Annotated in this window: 20 protein-coding genes; 18 read left to right on the top strand and 2 right to left on the bottom strand. The window is 43.8% G+C overall.

Annotation, left to right across the window (positions count from 1 at the left end; all coding sequences use genetic code 11):
• The 13 genes from tilS (at nucleotide 1) to QUE24_RS02085 (ending at nucleotide 13007) form a co-directional block, all read left to right on the top strand.
• On the top strand, nucleotides 1-1341 hold the full coding sequence (gene tilS / locus QUE24_RS02145; RefSeq protein WP_286305033.1) for a tRNA lysidine(34) synthetase TilS: 1341 nt from the start codon (nucleotides 1-3) through the stop codon (nucleotides 1339-1341).
• Between the two features lie 85 nt (nucleotides 1342-1426).
• A complete protein-coding gene (pyrG, locus tag QUE24_RS02140) occupies nucleotides 1427-3058 on the top strand; it encodes a CTP synthase (protein ID WP_286305032.1) in 1632 nt (543 codons plus the stop codon).
• A 4-nt stretch (nucleotides 3059-3062) separates the two neighbouring features.
• Nucleotides 3063-3908 (top strand): 3-deoxy-8-phosphooctulonate synthase, encoded by an 846-nt coding sequence (gene kdsA, locus QUE24_RS02135; RefSeq protein WP_091711720.1) that lies wholly within the window; start codon nucleotides 3063-3065, stop codon nucleotides 3906-3908.
• 35 nt (nucleotides 3909-3943) lie between these two features.
• Nucleotides 3944-5230 carry a phosphopyruvate hydratase gene (eno, locus tag QUE24_RS02130; protein WP_286305031.1) on the top strand — a complete coding sequence of 429 codons (1287 nt, stop codon included), beginning with the start codon at nucleotides 3944-3946 and terminating at the stop codon, nucleotides 5228-5230.
• A gap of 5 nt (nucleotides 5231-5235) precedes the next feature.
• Entirely contained in the window at nucleotides 5236-5523 is a 288-nt protein-coding gene (ftsB, locus tag QUE24_RS02125; RefSeq protein ID WP_286305030.1) for a cell division protein FtsB, read from the top strand.
• Nucleotides 5513-6223, top strand: coding sequence for a 2-C-methyl-D-erythritol 4-phosphate cytidylyltransferase (gene ispD, locus QUE24_RS02120; protein WP_286305029.1), 711 nt, complete (start codon nucleotides 5513-5515; stop codon nucleotides 6221-6223). The genes ftsB and ispD overlap by 11 nt, the downstream gene beginning before the upstream one ends.
• Nucleotides 6223-6702 (top strand): 2-C-methyl-D-erythritol 2,4-cyclodiphosphate synthase, encoded by a 480-nt coding sequence (ispF, locus tag QUE24_RS02115; protein ID WP_286305028.1) that lies wholly within the window; start codon nucleotides 6223-6225, stop codon nucleotides 6700-6702. The genes ispD and ispF overlap by 1 nt, the downstream gene beginning before the upstream one ends.
• A 2-nt stretch (nucleotides 6703-6704) precedes the next feature.
• Complete coding sequence (gene truD / locus QUE24_RS02110) at nucleotides 6705-7784, top strand: tRNA pseudouridine(13) synthase TruD (RefSeq protein ID WP_286305027.1); 1080 nt, start codon at nucleotides 6705-6707, stop codon at nucleotides 7782-7784.
• Between the two features lie 13 nt (nucleotides 7785-7797).
• The gene (locus QUE24_RS02105) at nucleotides 7798-8052 is read left to right on the top strand and encodes a DUF1223 domain-containing protein (RefSeq protein ID WP_286305026.1); all 255 of its coding nucleotides are present in this window, start codon (nucleotides 7798-7800) and stop codon (nucleotides 8050-8052) included.
• 17 nt (nucleotides 8053-8069) lie between these two features.
• The gene (locus QUE24_RS02100; protein WP_286306062.1) at nucleotides 8070-8576 is read left to right on the top strand and encodes a DUF1223 domain-containing protein; all 507 of its coding nucleotides are present in this window, start codon (nucleotides 8070-8072) and stop codon (nucleotides 8574-8576) included.
• 3 nt (nucleotides 8577-8579) lie between these two features.
• Nucleotides 8580-9965 (top strand): siroheme synthase CysG, encoded by a 1386-nt coding sequence (cysG, locus tag QUE24_RS02095; RefSeq protein WP_286305025.1) that lies wholly within the window; start codon nucleotides 8580-8582, stop codon nucleotides 9963-9965.
• Nucleotides 9966-10127: 162 nt separating this feature from the next.
• On the top strand, nucleotides 10128-12452 hold the full coding sequence (locus QUE24_RS02090) for a TonB-dependent receptor (RefSeq protein ID WP_286305024.1): 2325 nt from the start codon (nucleotides 10128-10130) through the stop codon (nucleotides 12450-12452).
• A 54-nt stretch (nucleotides 12453-12506) separates the two neighbouring features.
• Nucleotides 12507-13007: a PepSY domain-containing protein gene (locus QUE24_RS02085; protein ID WP_286305023.1), complete on the top strand. Its 501-nt coding sequence runs from the start codon at nucleotides 12507-12509 to the stop codon at nucleotides 13005-13007.
• Nucleotides 13008-13063: 56 nt separating this feature from the next.
• On the opposite strand, the gene nadC is transcribed toward QUE24_RS02085, so the two are convergent.
• On the bottom strand, nucleotides 13064-13906 hold the full coding sequence (gene nadC / locus QUE24_RS02080; RefSeq protein WP_286305022.1) for a carboxylating nicotinate-nucleotide diphosphorylase: 843 nt from the start codon (nucleotides 13904-13906) through the stop codon (nucleotides 13064-13066).
• An 86-nt stretch (nucleotides 13907-13992) separates the two neighbouring features.
• Here nadC and ampD point away from each other — a divergent pair, with 86 nt between their 5' ends.
• Nucleotides 13993-14541, top strand: coding sequence for a 1,6-anhydro-N-acetylmuramyl-L-alanine amidase AmpD (gene ampD / locus QUE24_RS02075; protein WP_286305021.1), 549 nt, complete (start codon nucleotides 13993-13995; stop codon nucleotides 14539-14541).
• A gap of 52 nt (nucleotides 14542-14593) precedes the next feature.
• Here ampD and bamJ read toward each other — a convergent pair whose 3' ends face one another.
• Nucleotides 14594-15274, bottom strand: a complete 681-nt coding sequence (gene bamJ, locus QUE24_RS02070; RefSeq protein WP_286305020.1) for a BamJ family beta-barrel-assembly machinery protein — start codon at nucleotides 15272-15274, stop codon at nucleotides 14594-14596.
• A gap of 191 nt (nucleotides 15275-15465) precedes the next feature.
• Here bamJ and QUE24_RS02065 point away from each other — a divergent pair, with 191 nt between their 5' ends.
• The 4 genes from QUE24_RS02065 to sufD are packed head-to-tail and all read left to right on the top strand — an operon-like array spanning nucleotide 15466 to nucleotide 19502.
• The gene (locus QUE24_RS02065) at nucleotides 15466-15948 is read left to right on the top strand and encodes an SUF system Fe-S cluster assembly regulator (protein WP_286305019.1); all 483 of its coding nucleotides are present in this window, start codon (nucleotides 15466-15468) and stop codon (nucleotides 15946-15948) included.
• Nucleotides 15941-17389: a Fe-S cluster assembly protein SufB gene (gene sufB / locus QUE24_RS02060; RefSeq protein ID WP_286305018.1), complete on the top strand. Its 1449-nt coding sequence runs from the start codon at nucleotides 15941-15943 to the stop codon at nucleotides 17387-17389. The genes QUE24_RS02065 and sufB overlap by 8 nt, the downstream gene beginning before the upstream one ends.
• Before the next feature lie 50 nt (nucleotides 17390-17439).
• Nucleotides 17440-18201, top strand: a complete 762-nt coding sequence (sufC, locus tag QUE24_RS02055) for a Fe-S cluster assembly ATPase SufC (protein ID WP_286305017.1) — start codon at nucleotides 17440-17442, stop codon at nucleotides 18199-18201.
• Nucleotides 18198-19502, top strand: coding sequence for a Fe-S cluster assembly protein SufD (sufD, locus tag QUE24_RS02050; protein ID WP_286305016.1), 1305 nt, complete (start codon nucleotides 18198-18200; stop codon nucleotides 19500-19502). Before sufC ends, sufD begins: the two co-directional genes overlap by 4 nt.
• Nucleotides 19503-19505: the final 3 nt, after the last annotated feature.

The raw sequence follows: 19505 nt of genomic DNA, 5'->3' as shown, positions 1-19505 counted from the left end.
GTGTCATTAAATCCCCAAAAAATCATCACTGACATTACTTCACTGGCGGCAGGACGACCTGTTTGTCTTGCCTACAGTGGTGGTGTCGATTCTCATGTCTTATTGCATCTTTTAGCAACCACACAACACCCACAGCTTGCTCAAGTTCGTGCTGTACATATTAACCACGGTTTACATAAAACAGCGGAGCAGTGGGCTAAGCATTGTGCCGATGTTGCCAGCAAACTTGATATTGAATTTAGTCATATTGATGTCACTGTTCAGGATATCGATGAATTAGGTTTGGAAGCCGCAGCCAGGAAAGCCCGTTATCAGGCTCTGAGTGATGAATTACTGTCAGATGAAGTGCTGGTCACTGCCCAACATCAGCATGATCAGGCTGAAACGCTTTTACTGCAGCTATTTCGTGGTGCAGGGCCATTAGGGTTGTCTGCTATGTGGCCTGAAAGTCAGTCACATGGTATGAGTATTATCCGACCACTGTTAGATGTGCCCAAGCAGGATATTCTTGATTATGCTGAACTTCATCAGCTTCATTGGGTTGATGATCCCAGTAATCAAAACATCGATATCAATCGCAATTATCTACGCCAAGAAATTTGGCCGCTTTTGCAACAGCGTTGGCCCACTATTGAAAAAACTATTAGTCGAAGTGCAAAGCATTGCCAAGAGACTAGTCTGTTATTAGCTCAATTGGCGGAACAGGATCGAGAACAGTGTCAGTTGAAACACGATGGACATTTATCTATCGCAGCCGTGAAACAACTACCCTTGGAGCGGCAACGAAACCTGTTGCGGTTTATGATTGAAACAGCAGGGTATGTATTACCGTCTACAGCGATTTTACAGCGTATTATCGAAGACGTGATCAATGCCGCTGATGATAAAGCCCCGCTGGTGAGATGGGCAGATACTGAAGTCAGGCGTTATCGAGATGATTTATATGTTCAGACTTCTACAGATTCAGAACTCCCTCCAATAGAGATTAATTTCACTGGCCCTGCAGAACTTGAGTTGTCCGACGACTGCACACTCAAATGGCAGTTGACTTCCGGTGATGGTTTGAAAACATCTGTGCTCAATGGTGATCTTATGATGCGTTATCGTCAGGGCGGGGAAAAAATCCGGCTTAGGGGACATCCGCAACATAAATCATTAAAACAGCTTTTCCAGGAGTGGTCAGTACCGCCTTGGAAGCGCGCAACTATTCCGCTGATTTTTGTTGGAGCAGAGTTAGTCGGCGTTGTGGGATATGGTTATGCTGAACATTATGCGGCTGATACTGGTGAAAAAGGCTGGCTGCCTTATCTGGCTGGTGATCTTCAACCAGATTTAGATTGAGCGGGAAGGGCAATTCTGATAATTTATACGCTATTTTGAGCGCAGCCATTCTGGCCGCGTCGTTTTTTATTGAACTCTCCATATTATGACTAAATTTATTTTCGTCACTGGTGGTGTTGTGTCTTCCCTGGGTAAGGGGATTGCCGCGGCGTCACTGGCTGCTATTCTTGAAGCACGTGGACTGAAAGTCACGTTGGTAAAACTTGACCCTTACATCAACGTTGATCCCGGCACGATGAGCCCGCTTCAACACGGTGAGGTTTTTGTCACAGAAGACGGTGCAGAAACTGACCTTGACCTCGGTCACTATGAGCGTTTCATTGATGCGGATATGACCCGCAGCAATAACTACACGACCGGACAGATTTATGAGAACGTGATTCGTAAAGAACGTCGTGGCGAGTATTTAGGCAATACCGTACAGGTTATTCCGCACATTACTGATGAAATCAAGCGCTGTATTTTCGAAGGTGCCGGTGATGCCGATGTGGCGTTGATAGAGATTGGTGGCACAGTTGGGGATATTGAATCTTTACCTTTCCTTGAAACCATTCGTCAGATGGGCTCCGAATTGGGCCGTGAACGTGCATTATTCCTGCATTTAACTTTGGTGCCATATATTGCATCAGCAGGCGAAATCAAAACCAAACCCACACAACACTCAGTTAAAGAACTCAGAACCATTGGTATTCAACCGGATGTGTTGGTATGTCGGATGGATCGTCCTCTGCCAGAATCTGAACGTAAGAAAATTGCGTTATTCACCAATGTGGCAGTGAATAATGTGGTGTCTTGTGTGGATGTGGACAGCATCTATAAAATTCCAATGGAATTACACCGTCAGGGCTTAGATGACATTGTCGTGAAACAATTAGGTTTAGATGCTAAACCGGCTGATTTAAGCCAATGGCAACAGGTCTACAACAACCTGACTAAACCGGAAGGCGAAGTGAATATCGCTATGGTCGGTAAGTATATGGAACTGACCGAAGCTTATAAATCGTTGTCTGAATCATTAATTCATGCTGGTATCCATACCAGAACCAAAGTGCATGTGCATTATGTCGATTCGGAACTGGTTGAGCAGCAAGGGCCGGATTGCATCAAGGATATGGATGCGATTCTGGTACCGGGCGGCTTCGGTGAGCGCGGTGTTGAAGGCATGATCCAAACCGCGCAGTTTGCCCGCGAAAATAATGTTCCATACCTGGGTATTTGTTTAGGTATGCAGGTTGCCGTCATTGAGTATGCACGTCATAAAGCCGGTATGCCCGAAGCTTACAGTACAGAGTTTGACTTAAACACGGTTGATCCTGTGATTGGGCTGATTACCGAGTGGCAAAAAGAAGACGGCAGCGTTGAGCAACGCGATCATGATTCTGACCTTGGCGGTACCATGCGCCTTGGTGGTTATCCATGTGTACTGAAACCTGGCAGTCTGGCTCAAAAAATTTATGGTGAGCAAGAAATTGTTGAACGTCATCGTCACCGTTACGAGTTCAATAGCAACTATAAAGAGAAACTGGAACAAGCGGGTTTAGTGTTCTCTGGTATGTCAAAAGATGAAACCTTGGCTGAAATGATTGAAATTCCAGAACATCAATGGTTTGTAGCTTGTCAGTTCCATCCAGAATTCACATCGACACCGCGTCATGGTCATCCTTTATTTGAAGGATTTATCAGTGCCGCCAAAGCTAACAAAAAGAATAGAGGGTAATACCATGCAATTATGTGGTCATGAAGTGGGTGGTAGACAGCCTTTATTTTTAATTGCCGGTACCTGCGTTATTGAAAGTGAGCAAATGACCATGGATGTAGCCGGTCAGTTGAAAGAAATCACTGACAAGTTGGGTATTCCATTTATCTACAAGTCCTCTTTTGATAAAGCCAATCGTACCTCGACAAAGAGCTATCGTGGACCAGGTTTAGAAGCTGGTTTAGCGATTCTGGAAAAAGTTAAAAAAGAATTTAATTTGCCCGTACTGACGGATGTGCATGAAGATACGCCACTAGCCGAAGTTGCCAGCGTGGTAGATGTGTTGCAGACACCAGCGTTCTTATGTCGCCAAACGAATTTTATTGTCAATGTGGCTAGTCAGGGGCTGCCAGTTAATATCAAAAAAGGTCAGTTTCTCGCACCTTGGGATATGCAACACGTCGCAGACAAAGCCAAATCAACCGGTAACCAACAGATTATGTTGTGTGAACGTGGCACCTCATTTGGTTACAACACCCTGATCTCCGATATGCGTGGTTTACCTACCATGCGAAATATGGACTGTCCTGTAGTTTATGACGCAACACACTCCGTACAGCAGCCCGGTGGACAAGGCGGTGCCTCTGGTGGTCAACGTGAATTTGTGCCTGTACTGGCACGTGCAGCGGTCGCAACCGGCATTGCCGGTGTGTTTATGGAAACACACCCCGAGCCTGAAAAAGCCTTAAGTGATGGACCTAATTCCTGGCCATTACATAAAATGACAGCATTGTTAGAAATGCTGCAAGCAATAGATGCAACAGTAAAACAACAAGACTTTATCGAAGACGAGCTGTTAGCTGGTCGATAAGTCTATATCAAAAAAAACATTACGGGAGCAGAGCATTGAGCAAAATCATTGATGTAAAAGCAAGAGAAATCATCGATTCACGTGGTAATCCGACGGTTGAAGCTGACGTTATTCTGGAAAGTGGTGCATTTGGACGTGCAGCAGTGCCATCTGGTGCCTCAACAGGTGAACGTGAAGCCGTTGAATTACGTGACGGCGATAAAGGCCGTTACTTAGGTAAAGGTGTTTTAAAAGCAGTTGAAGCCGTCAACGGTGAGTTACGTGAAGCGGTACTGGGAATGGACGCTAACGACCAACGTGCTTTAGACAATAAATTGATTGCCACAGATGGCACCGAAAACAAAAGCCGTTTAGGTGCTAATGCCTTATTAGCTATCTCGATGGCATCTGCCCGCGCTGCTGCCGCCGATGCGAAGAAAACCTTATACAAATACCTGTCAACCGAAGAAAAAGCCGTGATGCCAGTACCGATGATGAACATCATCAACGGTGGTTCACACGCTGATAACAGCGTCGATTTACAAGAATTTATGATCATGCCTGTCGGCGCATCCAGCCTGACTGAAGCTGTGCGTTATGGTGCTGAAGTCTTCCATGAATTGAAAAAAGTGCTGAACAGCCGTGGCTTGAATACAGCTGTCGGTGATGAAGGTGGTTTTGCACCGGATCTGCCATCTAACGAGTCAGCGATTGAAGTGATACTGGAAGCCATTAAAAACGCCGGTTATGAAGCAGGTAAAGATATTATGTTGGCTTTAGATGCAGCCAGCTCAGAATTTTATAAAGATGGCATGTATGTGCTGGCTTCTGAAAATCGCTCATTAACGTCAGCAGAATTTGCCGATTTATTGGCAGACTGGTCGAATAAATATCCGATCATCAGTATTGAAGACGGTATGGATGAAAATGACTGGGAAGGCTGGAAATTGTTGACCGATAAAATTGGCGATAAAGTACAGTTGGTCGGTGATGACCTGTTTGTCACTAACCCGAAAATTCTGCAAGAAGGTATCGATAAAGGCGTCGCCAACTCGATTCTTATCAAAGTGAATCAAATTGGTACTTTGTCTGAAACATTGGATGCGATTAACTTAGCGAAAGCCAATGGTTACACCGCCGTTGTATCTCACCGTAGTGGTGAAACAGAAGATACGACAATTGCTGATTTGGCTGTGGCGACCAATGCCGGTCAAATCAAAACAGGTTCATTATCACGTTCAGACCGCGTTGCGAAATATAACCAACTGATTCGCATCGAAGCTGAATTAGGTGATGCTGCCAGCTACCCAGGTATGAAGGCGTTTAACGTCCAACAAGCCTAGGTGATATGTCTAAACCCGTCATGATCTTGTTAGCCGTCATATTGGTATTGCTTCAATACCGATTATGGCTAAGTCATGACGGGCTTCCTTCCTTATTACGCCTCCACCAAGCTGTAGAAAAGCAACGCATTGATAACGCTGAGTTAAAAGAGCGAAATCAAGTGCTTGCTGCTGAGGTACAAGACTTAAAAAGTGGTCTTGATGCCCTCGAAGAAAGAGCTCGTAGTGAGCTGGGCATGGTAAAACCAGGCGAAACCTTTTTCCAGATTATTGATAAACCAGATGAGCAGTAAACAGGCTGTTTGGGCCGTTGTGCCCGCTGCAGGTATTGGCAGTCGTATGCAGGCTGATATTCCTAAGCAGTATTTAGAGATTAATAATAAACCAGTATTGCAATTAACACTTGAGCGTCTGGCTTCACATCCGGCTATTGATGGCATTGTGATTGCTTTAGCTGAAAATGATACGTGGTGGTCTGATTTATCACTCACCTTACCTTGTGAGTTGCTGACAGCGACAGGTGGTAAAGATCGTTCTGATTCGGTAACAAATGCGTTAAAGGTTTTACGGCAACGGCTAGCTGACGATCCTTGGGTATTGGTTCACGATGCGGCCAGACCTTGTTTACGACATGAAGATATTGATCGTATGTTAGCCACCTTATCGCAAGATCCGGTTGGTGGCATTCTAGGTATTCCCGTATCAGATACGGTCAAACGAGTCGATGCAGATAACGTCATTAAAGAGACTGTTTGCCGTCAAGGTCTTTGGCGTGCTGCGACGCCACAGATGTTTCGTTTAGCAATGCTTTCACGTGCACTAGAGTCGGCATCCGATCAGTCTTTCGCCGTTACCGATGAAGCTAGCGCGGTGGAACTTGCTGGCTATCAGCCACGTATGGTGGAAGGGCATAGTGATAATCTAAAGATCACACTTCCACAAGACTTGGCACTTGCAGCACTTTATTTACGCCAGCAGGCAGGAGAAAATTAATGCGTATCGGACATGGCTATGACGTTCATCGGTTTACTGAGGACACCCCTTTAATCATTGGCGGTATGACCATCCCACACACGCATGGACTTGAAGCGCATTCAGATGGTGATGTACTGATTCATGCTATCTGTGATGCTTTATTGGGTGCTGCCGGCTTATGGGACATCGGCCATCACTTTCCTGATAACGATGAGGCATTCAAAGGCATTGATAGTCGTATTTTATTGCGGCGTGTTATCGACGATCTTGTAAAACGGGGATGGTCTGTGAGTAATGTTGATGCCACGATTATTGCACAAGCACCCAAAATGGCGCCTTTTATCCCTCAAATGCGCGAATTGTTAGCCGCCGACATGCAAACCGATATCACTGCCATTAATATCAAAGCGACTACTACTGAAAAGTTAGGTTTTGCGGGTCGCAAAGAGGGGATAGCCACTCATGCTGTCGCCTTGATTAAGCCGATGGACGACTAACCTTGTCATCATTTGATTTTGCCGCCTTAGCCAGAGTCAATACAGCAGCGTTAAACCATCGTTGCCTTATTCGTCAGACGCCTGAAGATTTTCGAGTCGAAGAGCAATTACCCTTTGAACCCGCTGGTCAAGGGCCTCATGTGATGTTACAAATTACCAAAACCGATACGAATACTGATTGGTTAGCTAAACAGTTAGCTCAGTTTGCTGGTGTTGAAGAGGTAGCTATTGGCTATGCTGGTTTAAAAGACCGACACGCTGTCACGACGCAATGGCTTAGTGTTAATACTGAAGGTGTCACTGAACCAGATTGGTCAGCCTTCGAGTCTGACTTGATAACCATCAATCAAATCACACGCCACAATAAGAAACTAAAACGTGGTGTGTTATCTGGTAATCGGTTCACCCTGAACTTGACCGTTGTTGAAGGTGATAAACAAAGTTGGGAATCGGCGCTTAGTCAGGTACAAAAAGACGGGGTACCCAATTACTTTGGTGAACAGCGATTTGGTCACCAGATGAATAATTTACAGGCTGTTGAACAATGGTTCCAGCAAGGCAGAAAACCTAAAAGTCGTACCAAAAAAGGTCTATACCTCTCTGCTGCGCGTTCATGGTTGTTCAACTTAATAGTGAGTGAACGTGTCAAAAATAGTAACTGGAATCAATGGTTAAAAGGTGATGTGATGCAGTTAAATGGCAGTCACAGTTGTTTTCAATCCGATAACGACGACATGCAACTGCATGATCGCCTTGCTCATTTTGATATTCACCCAACTGGGCCACTTGTCGGGCAAGGCGATCTGTTGAGTCAGGATGACTGCCAGCAATTAGAAACGACTATTTTGGCAGATTGGCAGGATTGGCTTCAGGCATTATCTCGACAAGGGCTCAAGCAAGAACGTCGAGCTATACGCCTACTGCCTTCAGACTTTAACTGGCAATGGTTTGATACACATCTGCAAGTATCATTTTTTCTACCAGCAGGTTGTTTTGCGACGTCTGTGTTGAGAGAGCTCGCTATTATTGAAGATGGCAGTGAAAGATTTAGCCAGCCACTTAGCCCGTCACAACAGAAATAAAATGGAGGTCTTTATGTTTAAACAAGCCTGCCGACTCCTGACCTTGTTTAGCTTATTTACATCTCCTGTTTTGCTTGCCTCAGACTGGCAAGCTGAAACAAGCAATAAGCACCTGGTTGTGATGGAATTGTTCACAGCTGAAGGCTGCGGTTTATGTCCACCTGCGGAAAAATGGGTGAAACAGCTGCCTGATAAAGGTGTGACAAACGAAGATATCGTGGTATTAAATTTCCACGTCGATTATCTGGATGAAAAAAAGGCTGGGTAGATCGTTTTGCTAGTCCGATTTTTACAGAAAGACAAAAACAGCTTGCCAGATTAAATCTATTTCAAACTGTCTATACACCTGAATTCTTCATCAGTGGAGAGGTGTTACATGATTGGCGAGCACATGGCCTTGAAGCCATTGATTTTGTGAGTGACTTTGAGCCTGAAGCCGATATCGCATTACACGCACAGCTTGCTGGTACTACCTTATCAGTGGATACAACAGTGACGGTGCAAGATCAGGAAAACAGAGAGCACAGCCAAGTGTATCTGGCGCTGACTGAAAATAATGTCCTCAGTGAGATCCGTGGTGGTGACAATGCTGGTGCAACGTTTAATCATCAATATCTTGTCAGAGCCTGGCTCGGGCCATACCCGGTAAAAAAAGATGGCACAACCGAGCTAAAAACACAGATTCCTATCGACAAAGACTGGAAATTAGTTGATATGTCATTGGTGGCTATCGTTCAAAATATGGAAAATGGTTATGTCTTACAAGGGCTGGCCTTACCTTTAAAAGATTAATTCATGGATTATTTACCGATATTTTTAGATTTAAAAAAACAAACTTGCATGGTTGTGGGCGGAGGCAGTGTTGCCACTCGAAAAACGAAGCTACTTTTAAAAGCACAGGCCAAAGTGACCATAGTCTCACCTGAGCTGACGGATGCATTAAATGCGCTTGTTCAGCAAGGCGAGGTAAGTTGGACTCGATCATTGTTCACTCCAGCTCATATCAGCGACCAACGCTTGGTAATTGCAGCAACCGATGACGAAAAGGTTAATCAGTCTGTACATGAGGTTGCTCAAAAGAAAAATATCTTAACCAACCTCACTGATAACCCTGATGACAGCGACTTTATTTTTGCTTCAGTATTAGATCGCTCTCCTATTATTGTGGCGGTATCCAGTGGTGGTGAATCGCCAGTTTTAGCTAGGAATTTGCGTGCACGTTTAGAAACCTTAATTCCACCAGGCTACAGTAAGCTAGGCGAATTGATGGGAAAATATCGTTATGCGGTGAAACAGAAGTTTGGAGAACTTCGTCAACGCAGACAGTTTTGGGATAACGTTTTATCTGGTTCTGTTGCTGACCATGTTTTAGCGGGTCGAGAAGCTCTGGCTGAGCAGGTTCTTCAACAACAGCTGGCTGATGAGGCGGAAACGATTGACACCGGCGAAGTGTTCTTGGTGGGGGCTGGTCCTGGCGATCCTGAATTACTGACATTTAAAGCACTAAGACTCATGCAACAGGCCGATATTGTTTTTTATGACCGCTTGGTCAGTAAAGAAATTTTGGCTTTGGTTCGTAAGGAGGCTGAACTCGTCTATGTCGGTAAGCAACGAGCATGGCATGCCGTTAGACAGGAAGAAATCAATAATTTATTACTTAAACATGCCCAACAAGGCAAACGTGTTTTACGTTTAAAAGGCGGCGACCCATTTATATTTGGTCGGGGTGGAGAAGAAATCGATACCTTGGCTGAACATAATATTCCTTTTCAGGTGGTGCCTGGAATCACAGCCGCATCAGGCTGCGCATCCTATGCTGGTATACCATTGACTCATCGCGATTATGCCCAAAGTTGTATTTTTGTGACTGGTCAATTGAAAGAAGGGGAATTAAATTTAAATTGGCCTGTCTTAGTGAAACCAAGACAAACAGTGGTGGTCTACATGGGACTTGCTGGCTTACCTCAATTGAGTCAACAATTGCAACAGCATGGCATGCCGGCCGATATGCCTGCAGCACTGGTCCAACAAGGTACAACTGAAAACCAAAAAGTCTGGTTAAGCAACATTGCTGAGCTACCTATGCTTGCTGAACGTGAAAAACCCATAGCACCCACCTTACTTATCATAGGTGAAGTGACGAAACTGCACGACAAATTGTCTTGGTTTAAATCTGGTTGATATCAGCCACCCTGGTTGGTTCATTGTAGCCGTTTATAGGTGATTTCACTGCTATTAAGATTTGTAAGTGTTTGTTAAAAAAACATTTATAAACTTGGCACTATATATGCTCTTGTTATTGAGTTTTTACAACCATAAAAATAACTCAGGAGAGTATAGGTAATGCAATTTCCGCAAAAGAGAAAGCTGATTTGCGTCATGCTAACCTCTGCACTGTTTTCCAGTGCGAGTTTTGCCGCTGACGATGATGTGAAATTAAGCGACATAGAAGTCGTAGGGACAACCCCTCTACATGGCGTAGGCTTACCAAAAGATCAAGTAGCTGCTAATGTTCAGACAGCGACTGAAGAAGATATCGAACGTGTTCAGTCATTAGATATTTCTGATTTCATGAACAAAACGCTGGGTAGTGTTAGCTTAAACCAAGCTCAAAATAACCCTTTCCAACCTGATCTACAGTTTCGTGGTTTTACGGCTTCACCATTAGTCGGTAACTCACAAGGTTTATCTGTCTACATAGATGGTATTCGTGTAAATGAACCATTTGGTGATGCAGTGAATTTTGACTTAATTCCTCAGTCTGCGATTGCGAGCACTAATTTAATTCCAGGTTCGAACCCACTGTTTGGTTTGAATACGCTGGGTGGTGCATTATCCCTCAAAACAAAAACCGGTTTCACCAATCCTGGACATAGTCTAGAAGCCTACACAGGCTCATTTGGCCGTGATTCAGGCACTATTGAAAGTGGTGGCAGTGATGGTAATTTTGCTTACTTTGTGACTGGCTCAATTACCAAAGAAGATGGCTGGCGTGACTTTTCACCTTCACGTGTAGAGCAGTTCTTTACCAACCTGAGCTATGCAGATGAAGACTCCACATTAGACTTCGGTATCACCGCCGTTGATAGTGATTTGAATGGTAATGGTGCTTCACCAACACTATTAGTCGATGCTGACCGTGAAGCAGTGTTCACACATCCAGATAATACGCAAAATAAACTGCGTATGTTCACATTGAACGGTACCCACTGGATAAATGACAACACCATGCTTGCTGCAAACACATACTATCGCAAGAGTGACCGTACATCATTTAATGGAGATGGTTCTGAGTTTTCAGTGATTGGTGGTCAGATAGGTGAAGACGAAGATGGTGTAGAAGGAGTTTTTGACGGTGATGATGAAGTATTACCAGTAAGTGCTGCTGCATTAGGCTTTGCTGATGGTGATTTTGTTGCTTTAAACAACACAAGTAAGACAGAGCAAGACAGTTATGGCTTTGCATTCCAGTCTACGTTTTTGCAAGATCTTTTTGGTCGTGACAATCAGTTAATCGTGGGCGTTGGTTACGATCGCTCTGATGTGGATTACAGTTCGCAGTCTGAAATTGCACAGTTCACTAACACACGAGGTACTTCAGGCACTGGCTACGTGATCGAAGATACGTTAGTTGATGGTAAGATTAAAACTGATACTTACAGCATCTTTTTCACCAATACACATTCATTTACAGATCGCTTAGCAATGACTGTAGGTGCTCGTTATAACTGGATTGAAGTTGATATTTCTGGTTACAGCGAAGGTGGTGAACAAGATTTGAATGAATCAGGTAACTCTCATACATTCAAGCGCTTAAATCCTTCATTGGGATTAACCTATAAACTGACTGATAACATGACATCATATGTCAGCTATAACGAGTCTAATCGTGCGCCTACAGCTACCGAATTGACTTGTGCTGAACCTGAGTCACCATGTGCTTATCCTAATGCGTTCCTAGCAGATCCTCCGTTAGATGATGTTGTCGCAAGAACGATCGAAACAGGCCTGCGTGGTCAACAAGAGCTGTTTGATTGGTATGCCAACGTCTATTACACAGAGTTGAAAGACGACTTGTTGTTCTTTTCAGAAGATGAAAGTCAGTCAGAAGATGTAAGTGGACGTTTAGGTTTAGGCAACTTCAGAAATATTGATAAAACAGCGCGAGCAGGTCTTGAGCTGGGTATGGCAGGTCAATACGAGAAGTTAAGCTGGTCAGCAAACTATGGTTATGTTCGTGCAACGTTTGAAGATAACTTCACCTACTCGAGAGATGGGGATTTGTATAACGTCTCTAAAGGTGATCGTCTACCTAGTATACCTGCCCATAACTTGAAAGTAGGGCTTGACTATGCCTTTACCCAACAGTTTTCTGCAGGTCTAACTGCATCATATCATTCTAGCCAACGTTATCGTGGTGATGAAGCGAACGTGGACAAGAAAATCGCTGGATATCGCATAGTGAATCTGCATAGCCGTTATAAAGTGAACGAGCATCTACAGTTCTTTGCTAAAGTCGATAACTTGTTCGACAGTGAGTACAACACCTTTGGTTTGTATGGTGAACCTGATGAAGCTCCAGGAATGGATGCTTATGAAGGTGACGAACGTTTCGTTGGAACAAGTTCTCCAAGAGCTGGATGGATTGGCTTTAAGTTAACCATGTAGTAGTAACGTAAAAGGGGCTGAGAATCAGCCCCTTTTTTTATCTAGGATTATTGAATGAAATTTTTAGGGTTCTTCATTTTGTCTTTGTTTTCTGGTGCGCTCCTGGCTGAAGATTCACCTCAATTCTTTGAACGGTGTCTAACTGTCGTGACTGACCTCAAGCCAGGTCATGTCATTAAAGTGGAAAGAAAAGTCGAAAATGAAAGAGATGTATACGAGTTTGATATTCGTGGCATTGATGGTGCTGACTGGGATGTGGAATGCTCAGTAAGAACAGGTGAGGTGATAGAGGTAGAGCAAGAGGTTGATCATCCTAACCACCCTAAGTTTAAAGCCCACGCTAAAATGAGTGAGGCGGAAGCACGAGACATTGCTTTAGATATGTATCCGGGTGAAATCGTCGAAGTGGAATATGAAATAGAAGAAGACGGAAAAGCCACCTACGAATTCGATATTGCCACTCGTGATGGTAAAGAAATGAAAATTGAGATTGACGCTACTTCAGGGAAAGTTATTGAACAAAATCTGGAGCTTTGGCAAGTCGGCTTAGAATAAAGGTTTACTCTCAACCGCAGTCACCATTCACTTTAATGGTACTGCGGTTTTTTTATTCAAGAAAAACGCATAGAAAGATCAACGGCCTTTATATCTTTAGTTAACGCACCTACTGATATCCTATCTACGCCTGTTTCAGCGATGCTTCTGATATTACCCAATGTGATACCTCCAGAAGCCTCGAGTTCTGATTGGCCTTTATTCAGTGTAACAGCTTGTTTTAAATCATCGATTGTGAAGTTATCTAATAAGATGATATCTGCGCCAGCCACTAGCGCTTGCTTTAGTTCTGCTAGACTTTCTACTTCGACTTCAATAGGTACATTAGCAGATAAAGCTTTTGCCTGATGAACGGCACGCTCTATTGAGCCTGCGGCCATAATATGATTTTCTTTGATGAGAATACCATCATAGAGGCCCACTCTATGATTAAAGCAGCCGCCACATTTGACGGCATATTTTTGAGCGACACGCCAGCCCGGAATGGTTTTACGCGTATCCAATATTTTTACGGGCAACCCGGAAACAGCATCTGCATAGACAGATGATAGCGTTGCTGTAGCTGATAAAGTCTGTAGAAAATTCATTGCAGTGCGTTCACCAGTTAGTAGGCTTCTGGCTGGTCCATGAAGTTCACACAAGATTGAGTTTGCTTTCACTCTGTCGCCATCCTGTGCCTTCCAATTTACTGAAATTGACGCATCCAGCTGTTCAAACACACTGTTGAACCATTGCATTCCGCAAAGTGTGGCATCTTCCCGAGTGATTAATGTCGCAGAAGCGACTGCGTCAGCAGGAATAAGATTTGCCGTTAAATCCTCTTGTCCGATATCTTCAAGTAAAGATAGTTTAACTTGAGAGGCGATAAATGCAGCGGGCAATGGATTTTCTATTGTCATATCGATATGGTAAAGGCTAAATAGGATAGGGTAACGTGTGTTGCCTGATTAATCCAATTATCGTATCCATGCCATGAGTGACATCAGTGAAAATAAATAGAGAATCAGGGCTGCTTGATAGCGCAATAATGACATCATCGCCAAATTATGACGAGCGACCGGATAAGAACGATATTTCAGGTATCGTCATACATAACATCAGCCTGCCGCCTGGTGAGTTTGGCGACACATTTATTGATGATCTTTTTCTTAACAAGCTTGATTGCTCGGCTCACCCATATTTTCAGCAGCTAGAAGGTTTAAAAGTCTCATCCCATCTCCTGATTAGAAGGACAGGGGATATTGTCCAGTTTGTGCCTTTTCATGCGCGAGCTTGGCATGCGGGAGTCTCTCACTGGCAAGGCAGAGAGAGGTGCAATGACTTTACAATAGGGATTGAACTGGAGGGGTGTGACGATATGCCATTTGAACACGTGCAATATGAGGTGCTTGCTGAAGTAATAATGACATTATGCAAGACCTACCCTACGCTTACTCATGAAAAAATAACGGGACATGAGCATATTGCCCCAGGGCGGAAAACTGATCCAGGTCCTTATTTTGACTGGCAAAAGCTTACAAAAATGTTGGAATGACAGACATAAAAAAAGCCGCCTTTAGGCGGCTCTTTTTATAATTAATCATCAATTATTTTGTGATAGCAATCAACTCAATTTCAAAAATCAAGGTTTCGTTAGGACCGATTAAGTTTCCTGCACCACGTGGACCGTAAGCCAGATTAGCTGGAACAACGATGCGCCATTTAGACCCTTCTTTCATCATTTTCAATGCTTCTTGCCAGCCTTGAATAACACCATTGACTGGGAATGTAGCTGGCTCGCCACGGTCATATGAGCTATCGAAAACGGTACCGTCGATTAATGTACCTTTATAGTTAGCAATGACTTTGTCATTTTCTGTTGGCGTCGCGCCATCACCTTCTTTCAGGACTTCGTATTGTAGACCGCTATCTGTTGTGACAACGCCATCTTTCTTAGCGTTCTCTTCCATAAATGCTTTAGCTTGAGCTTGTTTCTCATTCATGACTTTAGCTAGCTCTTGCGCTTTTTGGGCTTGGTAAGCTTGAACAACTTGTTCTGCAGTGGCTTGGTCAAGTTGGGGTTGCTGGCCAGCCATCATATCGGCAACACCTGCTTTGAAAGCTTCGATATCCAGTTCCACACCTTCTTGCATCATATTTTGACCAACTTGAATACCAAAGATGTAACTAATTTTTTGTTTATCTGTTTCTAATGTTGTGGCGTTGTCAGCAGCCATTACGTTTGCTCCAAATAGTAAAGGTAAAATAGCGAGTGTTTTTAATTTCATATAATGCTCTCAATGTATTTATAAGGTGCGTGCCGATTTTAGTACACTGTTTGTGAACGAAAGTTCATAACCATACGCTAAATCTACAATATTTTCACGACCCCAATGAGGTAATAACTGAGAAAAACACTTGGTTATTAATCTAATTGATACTATAATAGTACCAATTAGGAGGTGCACCAATGTTGCGAATGGGAAAATTAACAGATTATGGCATCGTGCTGATGAGTCACTTTGCGTCTAATCTGCAAGTTCAACATAGTGCACATGCTATTGCTGAAGCAGTGAAAGTACCACTGCCAACGGTTAGAAAAGTTTTAAAGTTATTGTCTCACTCAGGCTTATTAAAGTCAGAAAGAGGCGTTATGGGGGGCTACAGTCTAAGTCGTCACCCCGATGACATCACCGTTGCAGAAATCATAACAGCGATAGAAGGGCCAATTGCGTTGACGGAATGCGTAAGCACAGACAGTCACTGTGATCAGGAAACACACTGTGCCGTGCAAACCAATTGGACCAAAATTAACGACGCTGTTTTCCATGCGTTAGACGAAGTAAAACTATCGGACATGCTGGCCCCGCAGTCTTCTTTGGTGGGCAGCCCGATTAGATTCTATTCATCTTATAACGGGATGAATAAAACAACTTTACAGGATGGTGAGTTCCATGACTGAACAAAGTCAACAACTTGAAGCGATTACGCAGAAAGAATACAAAGCAGGATTTGTTACTGATATCGAAGTAGATAGTCTGCCACCAGGCTTAAATGAAGATGTCATCAGACAAATCTCTTTTATCAAGAATGAACCTGAATGGATGCTAGAGTGGCGATTGAAAGCCTATCGTCATTGGCTAACCATGGATACGCCGGAATGGGCACACGTTCATTATCCTGAGATTGACTATCAAGACATTAGTTATTACTCAGCGCCCAAGAAAAAAACAGACGGTCCAAAAAGTCTGGATGAAGTTGATCCCGAGTTATTAAAAACTTACGAAAAACTGGGTGTGCCTCTGGATGAGCGAGCACGTCTGGCAGGTGTCGCTGTCGACGCAGTCTTTGACAGTGTCTCTGTTTCAAACACGTTTAAAGATAAATTAGCTGAGCAAGGCATTCTATTTATGCCAATTTCAGAAGCTATCCAAGAGCATCCTGAATTGGTAAAAAAATATATTGGCAGTGTGGTTCCACACAAAGACAACTTTTATGCGGCACTGAACTCAGCCGTTTTTACCGATGGCTCGTTTGTTTATATTCCTAAAGGCGTACGTTGCCCAATGGAGCTATCTACTTATTTTCGTATCAATGCCGCCAATACGGGTCAGTTTGAACGTACATTAATCATTGCCGATGATGACGCTTATGTCAGTTATCTGGAAGGCTGTACCGCGCCAATGCGTGATGAAAATCAGCTTCATGCCGCGGTGGTTGAATTGGTGGCGATGGACCGGGCTGAGATCAAATATTCTACGGTTCAAAACTGGTATCCGGGCGATGAAAATGGCAAAGGCGGCATTTACAACTTTGTCACTAAGCGTGCTGCCTGTCGTGGTGAATCGTCGAAAGTTTCCTGGACACAAGTAGAAACGGGTTCCGCTATTACCTGGAAATATCCAAGTGTAGTTTTACAAGGGGATAATTCGGTCGGTGAATTTTATTCTGTAGCTGTGACGAACAACATGCAGCAAGCCGATACCGGTACCAAAATGATCCACCTGGGTAAGAACACCAGCTCAACGATTATTTCAAAAGGTATTTCTGCCGGTCGTTCGCAGAACGCCTATCGTGGATTGGTAAGAGTCGGGCCTAATGCGGAAAATGCGCGTAATTACACCGAGTGTGACTCTTTATTGATGAGTGACACCTGTGGTGCCCACACTTTCCCTTACATCGAAGTGAAAAATCCGACAGCAAAAGTAGAGCATGAAGCGTCTACCTCAAAAATCAGTGAAGACCAGTTGTTTTATTGTAAACAGCGTGGTCTGGACGCTGAGGACGCGGTGTCAATGATTGTGAATGGCTTTTGCAAACAAGTGATTCGTGAATTACCGATGGAATTCGCTGTAGAAGCACAAAACTTACTTGGTTTGTCATTAGAAGGTTCCGTGGGCTAAGACCCATAAGAGAACTGCGAAACAATATTCAGAAATTTTAGAGAGTGAAGATGTTAACAATTAAAAATTTACACGCCAGCGTTGATGGCAAAGAAATTCTTCGCGGTATAGACATGACAGTGAACCCAGGTGAGGTCCATGCCATCATGGGGCCTAATGGTGCTGGTAAAAGTACGCTGTCCAATGTTTTGGCCGGACGTGATGGCTATGAAATTACTCAAGGTGAAGTCATTTACAAAGGTGAAAACCTATTAGAACTTGAACCTGAAGAGCGTGCTCAACGAGGCGTATTTTTGGCGTTCCAATATCCGGTTGAAATTCCTGGCGTCAGCAATGTGTATTTACTTAAATCTGCATTGAACGCAGTACGTAAGTATCAAGGTCTGGAAGAAGTCGATGCGATGGATTTTCTGACACTGGTACGCGAGAAAATGAAACTGGTCAAAATGAATGAAGAATTTCTTCATCGTAATGTCAACGAAGGTTTTTCTGGCGGTGAGAAAAAGCGTAATGAAATTCTCCAGATGGCCATACTTGAACCTGCTTTAGCGATTCTTGATGAAACGGACTCAGGACTGGATATCGATGCCTTACGCATTGTGTCAGAAGGTGTGAATGCACTCCGTGCTGAAGATCGTTCTATCGTGATGATTACTCACTATCAGCGTTTATTGGATCATATCGTTCCAGATTTTGTACATGTCTTATCTGAAGGCCGTATCGTCAAATCAGGCGATAAAGAATTGGCAAAAGAACTGGAGAAATCAGGTTATAGCTGGATTCACGACGCACCGGAAGGTGAGACTGCATGAAACAGTTAACTGATATCACCACGCCATTTAGCGATATCGCAGTCAATAACACAATACCGGGTCAAGAACTCGATTGGTTAAAGACGTTGCGTGAACAGGCGCGTGCTCAGTTTCAACGCCATGGTTTACCTTCTAAAAAGGTTGAAGACTGGAAGTACACTTCTTTATGGGCGCTGTCACAAGAGACGTTTACTCACGAAGCTCAAGCCTCTCAGTTAAACGAAACGCGATGCTCAGAAGTTGCCTTGCTGGAATCAGCATATAGATTGGTCATTGTTGATGGTCAATTCAATGCCGAGTTATCTCGTATTGATGACCTTGAGGCAGGCTTAACGCTACTTCCTCTGTCACAAGCCCTATCAATGTCAGAAGCCGTACTGAACCAGCAGATTGATATTGAAAAGCCAGGTTTGAATGCACTGAATACGATGCTGATGAATGAAGGCGCTTATATTCAAGTTAAAGCTGGCAGTAACATCACTAAACCCATTGAACTGTTAGTGATTAACACAGGTGAAACTGAAAAGTTGGCCACACACCTTCGTCATGTTATTGATTTGGCTAAAGATGCAGACTTAACGATCGTTGAGCATTATGCCAGTCTGAATGATGAGTCTGTCGGACTGACAGATGTCATCTCAGAAGTGAATCTGGCAGAGAATGCGCGTTTGAATCATTTCAAATTGCAGCATGAATCTTTATCTCATTATCACATTGCCACCTTGGCGGGTAAGCAAGCGAGCACGAGCACCTGGCATACCAACAACATTTCACTCGGTGCCAAACTGGCGAGAAATGACATTCATAGTCAGCTCTTAGGAGAACAGGCACATGTGACTATGGATGGCATGTATCTGGTTACCGGTAAACAACATGTCGATAACCACACGCGTATCGATCACGCGGTACCCAACACGACCAGTGAAGAAATCTATAAAGGTGTGCTGGATGGCGACAGCCATGCGGTATTTAACGGTAAGGTTATCGTGCATAAAGATGCACAAAAAACGGATGCCAATCAAAGCAACCGTAATTTATTACTGTCACGTACCTGTGAAATCGATACCAAGCCAGAAATGGAAATCTACGCTGATGATGTGAAGTGTGGCCATGGAAGTACGGTGGGGCAGTTAGATGAACAGCAAATCTTTTTCCTACGTTCACGTGGGCTTGATGAAACGAGTGCGAGAAGTCTACTCACTTATGCATTTGCAGTAGAAGTGCTTCAGCGAATTGCTGATTTACCCATTCGCCAAGCTTTATCCAATGTCATTGAAACCCGATTACCGCGAGGTGTGTAGTTC

It is taken from the genome of Methylophaga marina (assembly GCF_030296755.1).
Classification (GTDB): domain Bacteria; phylum Pseudomonadota; class Gammaproteobacteria; order Nitrosococcales; family Methylophagaceae; genus Methylophaga; species Methylophaga marina.
This window is presented reverse-complemented; position numbering and strand designations above follow the sequence as displayed.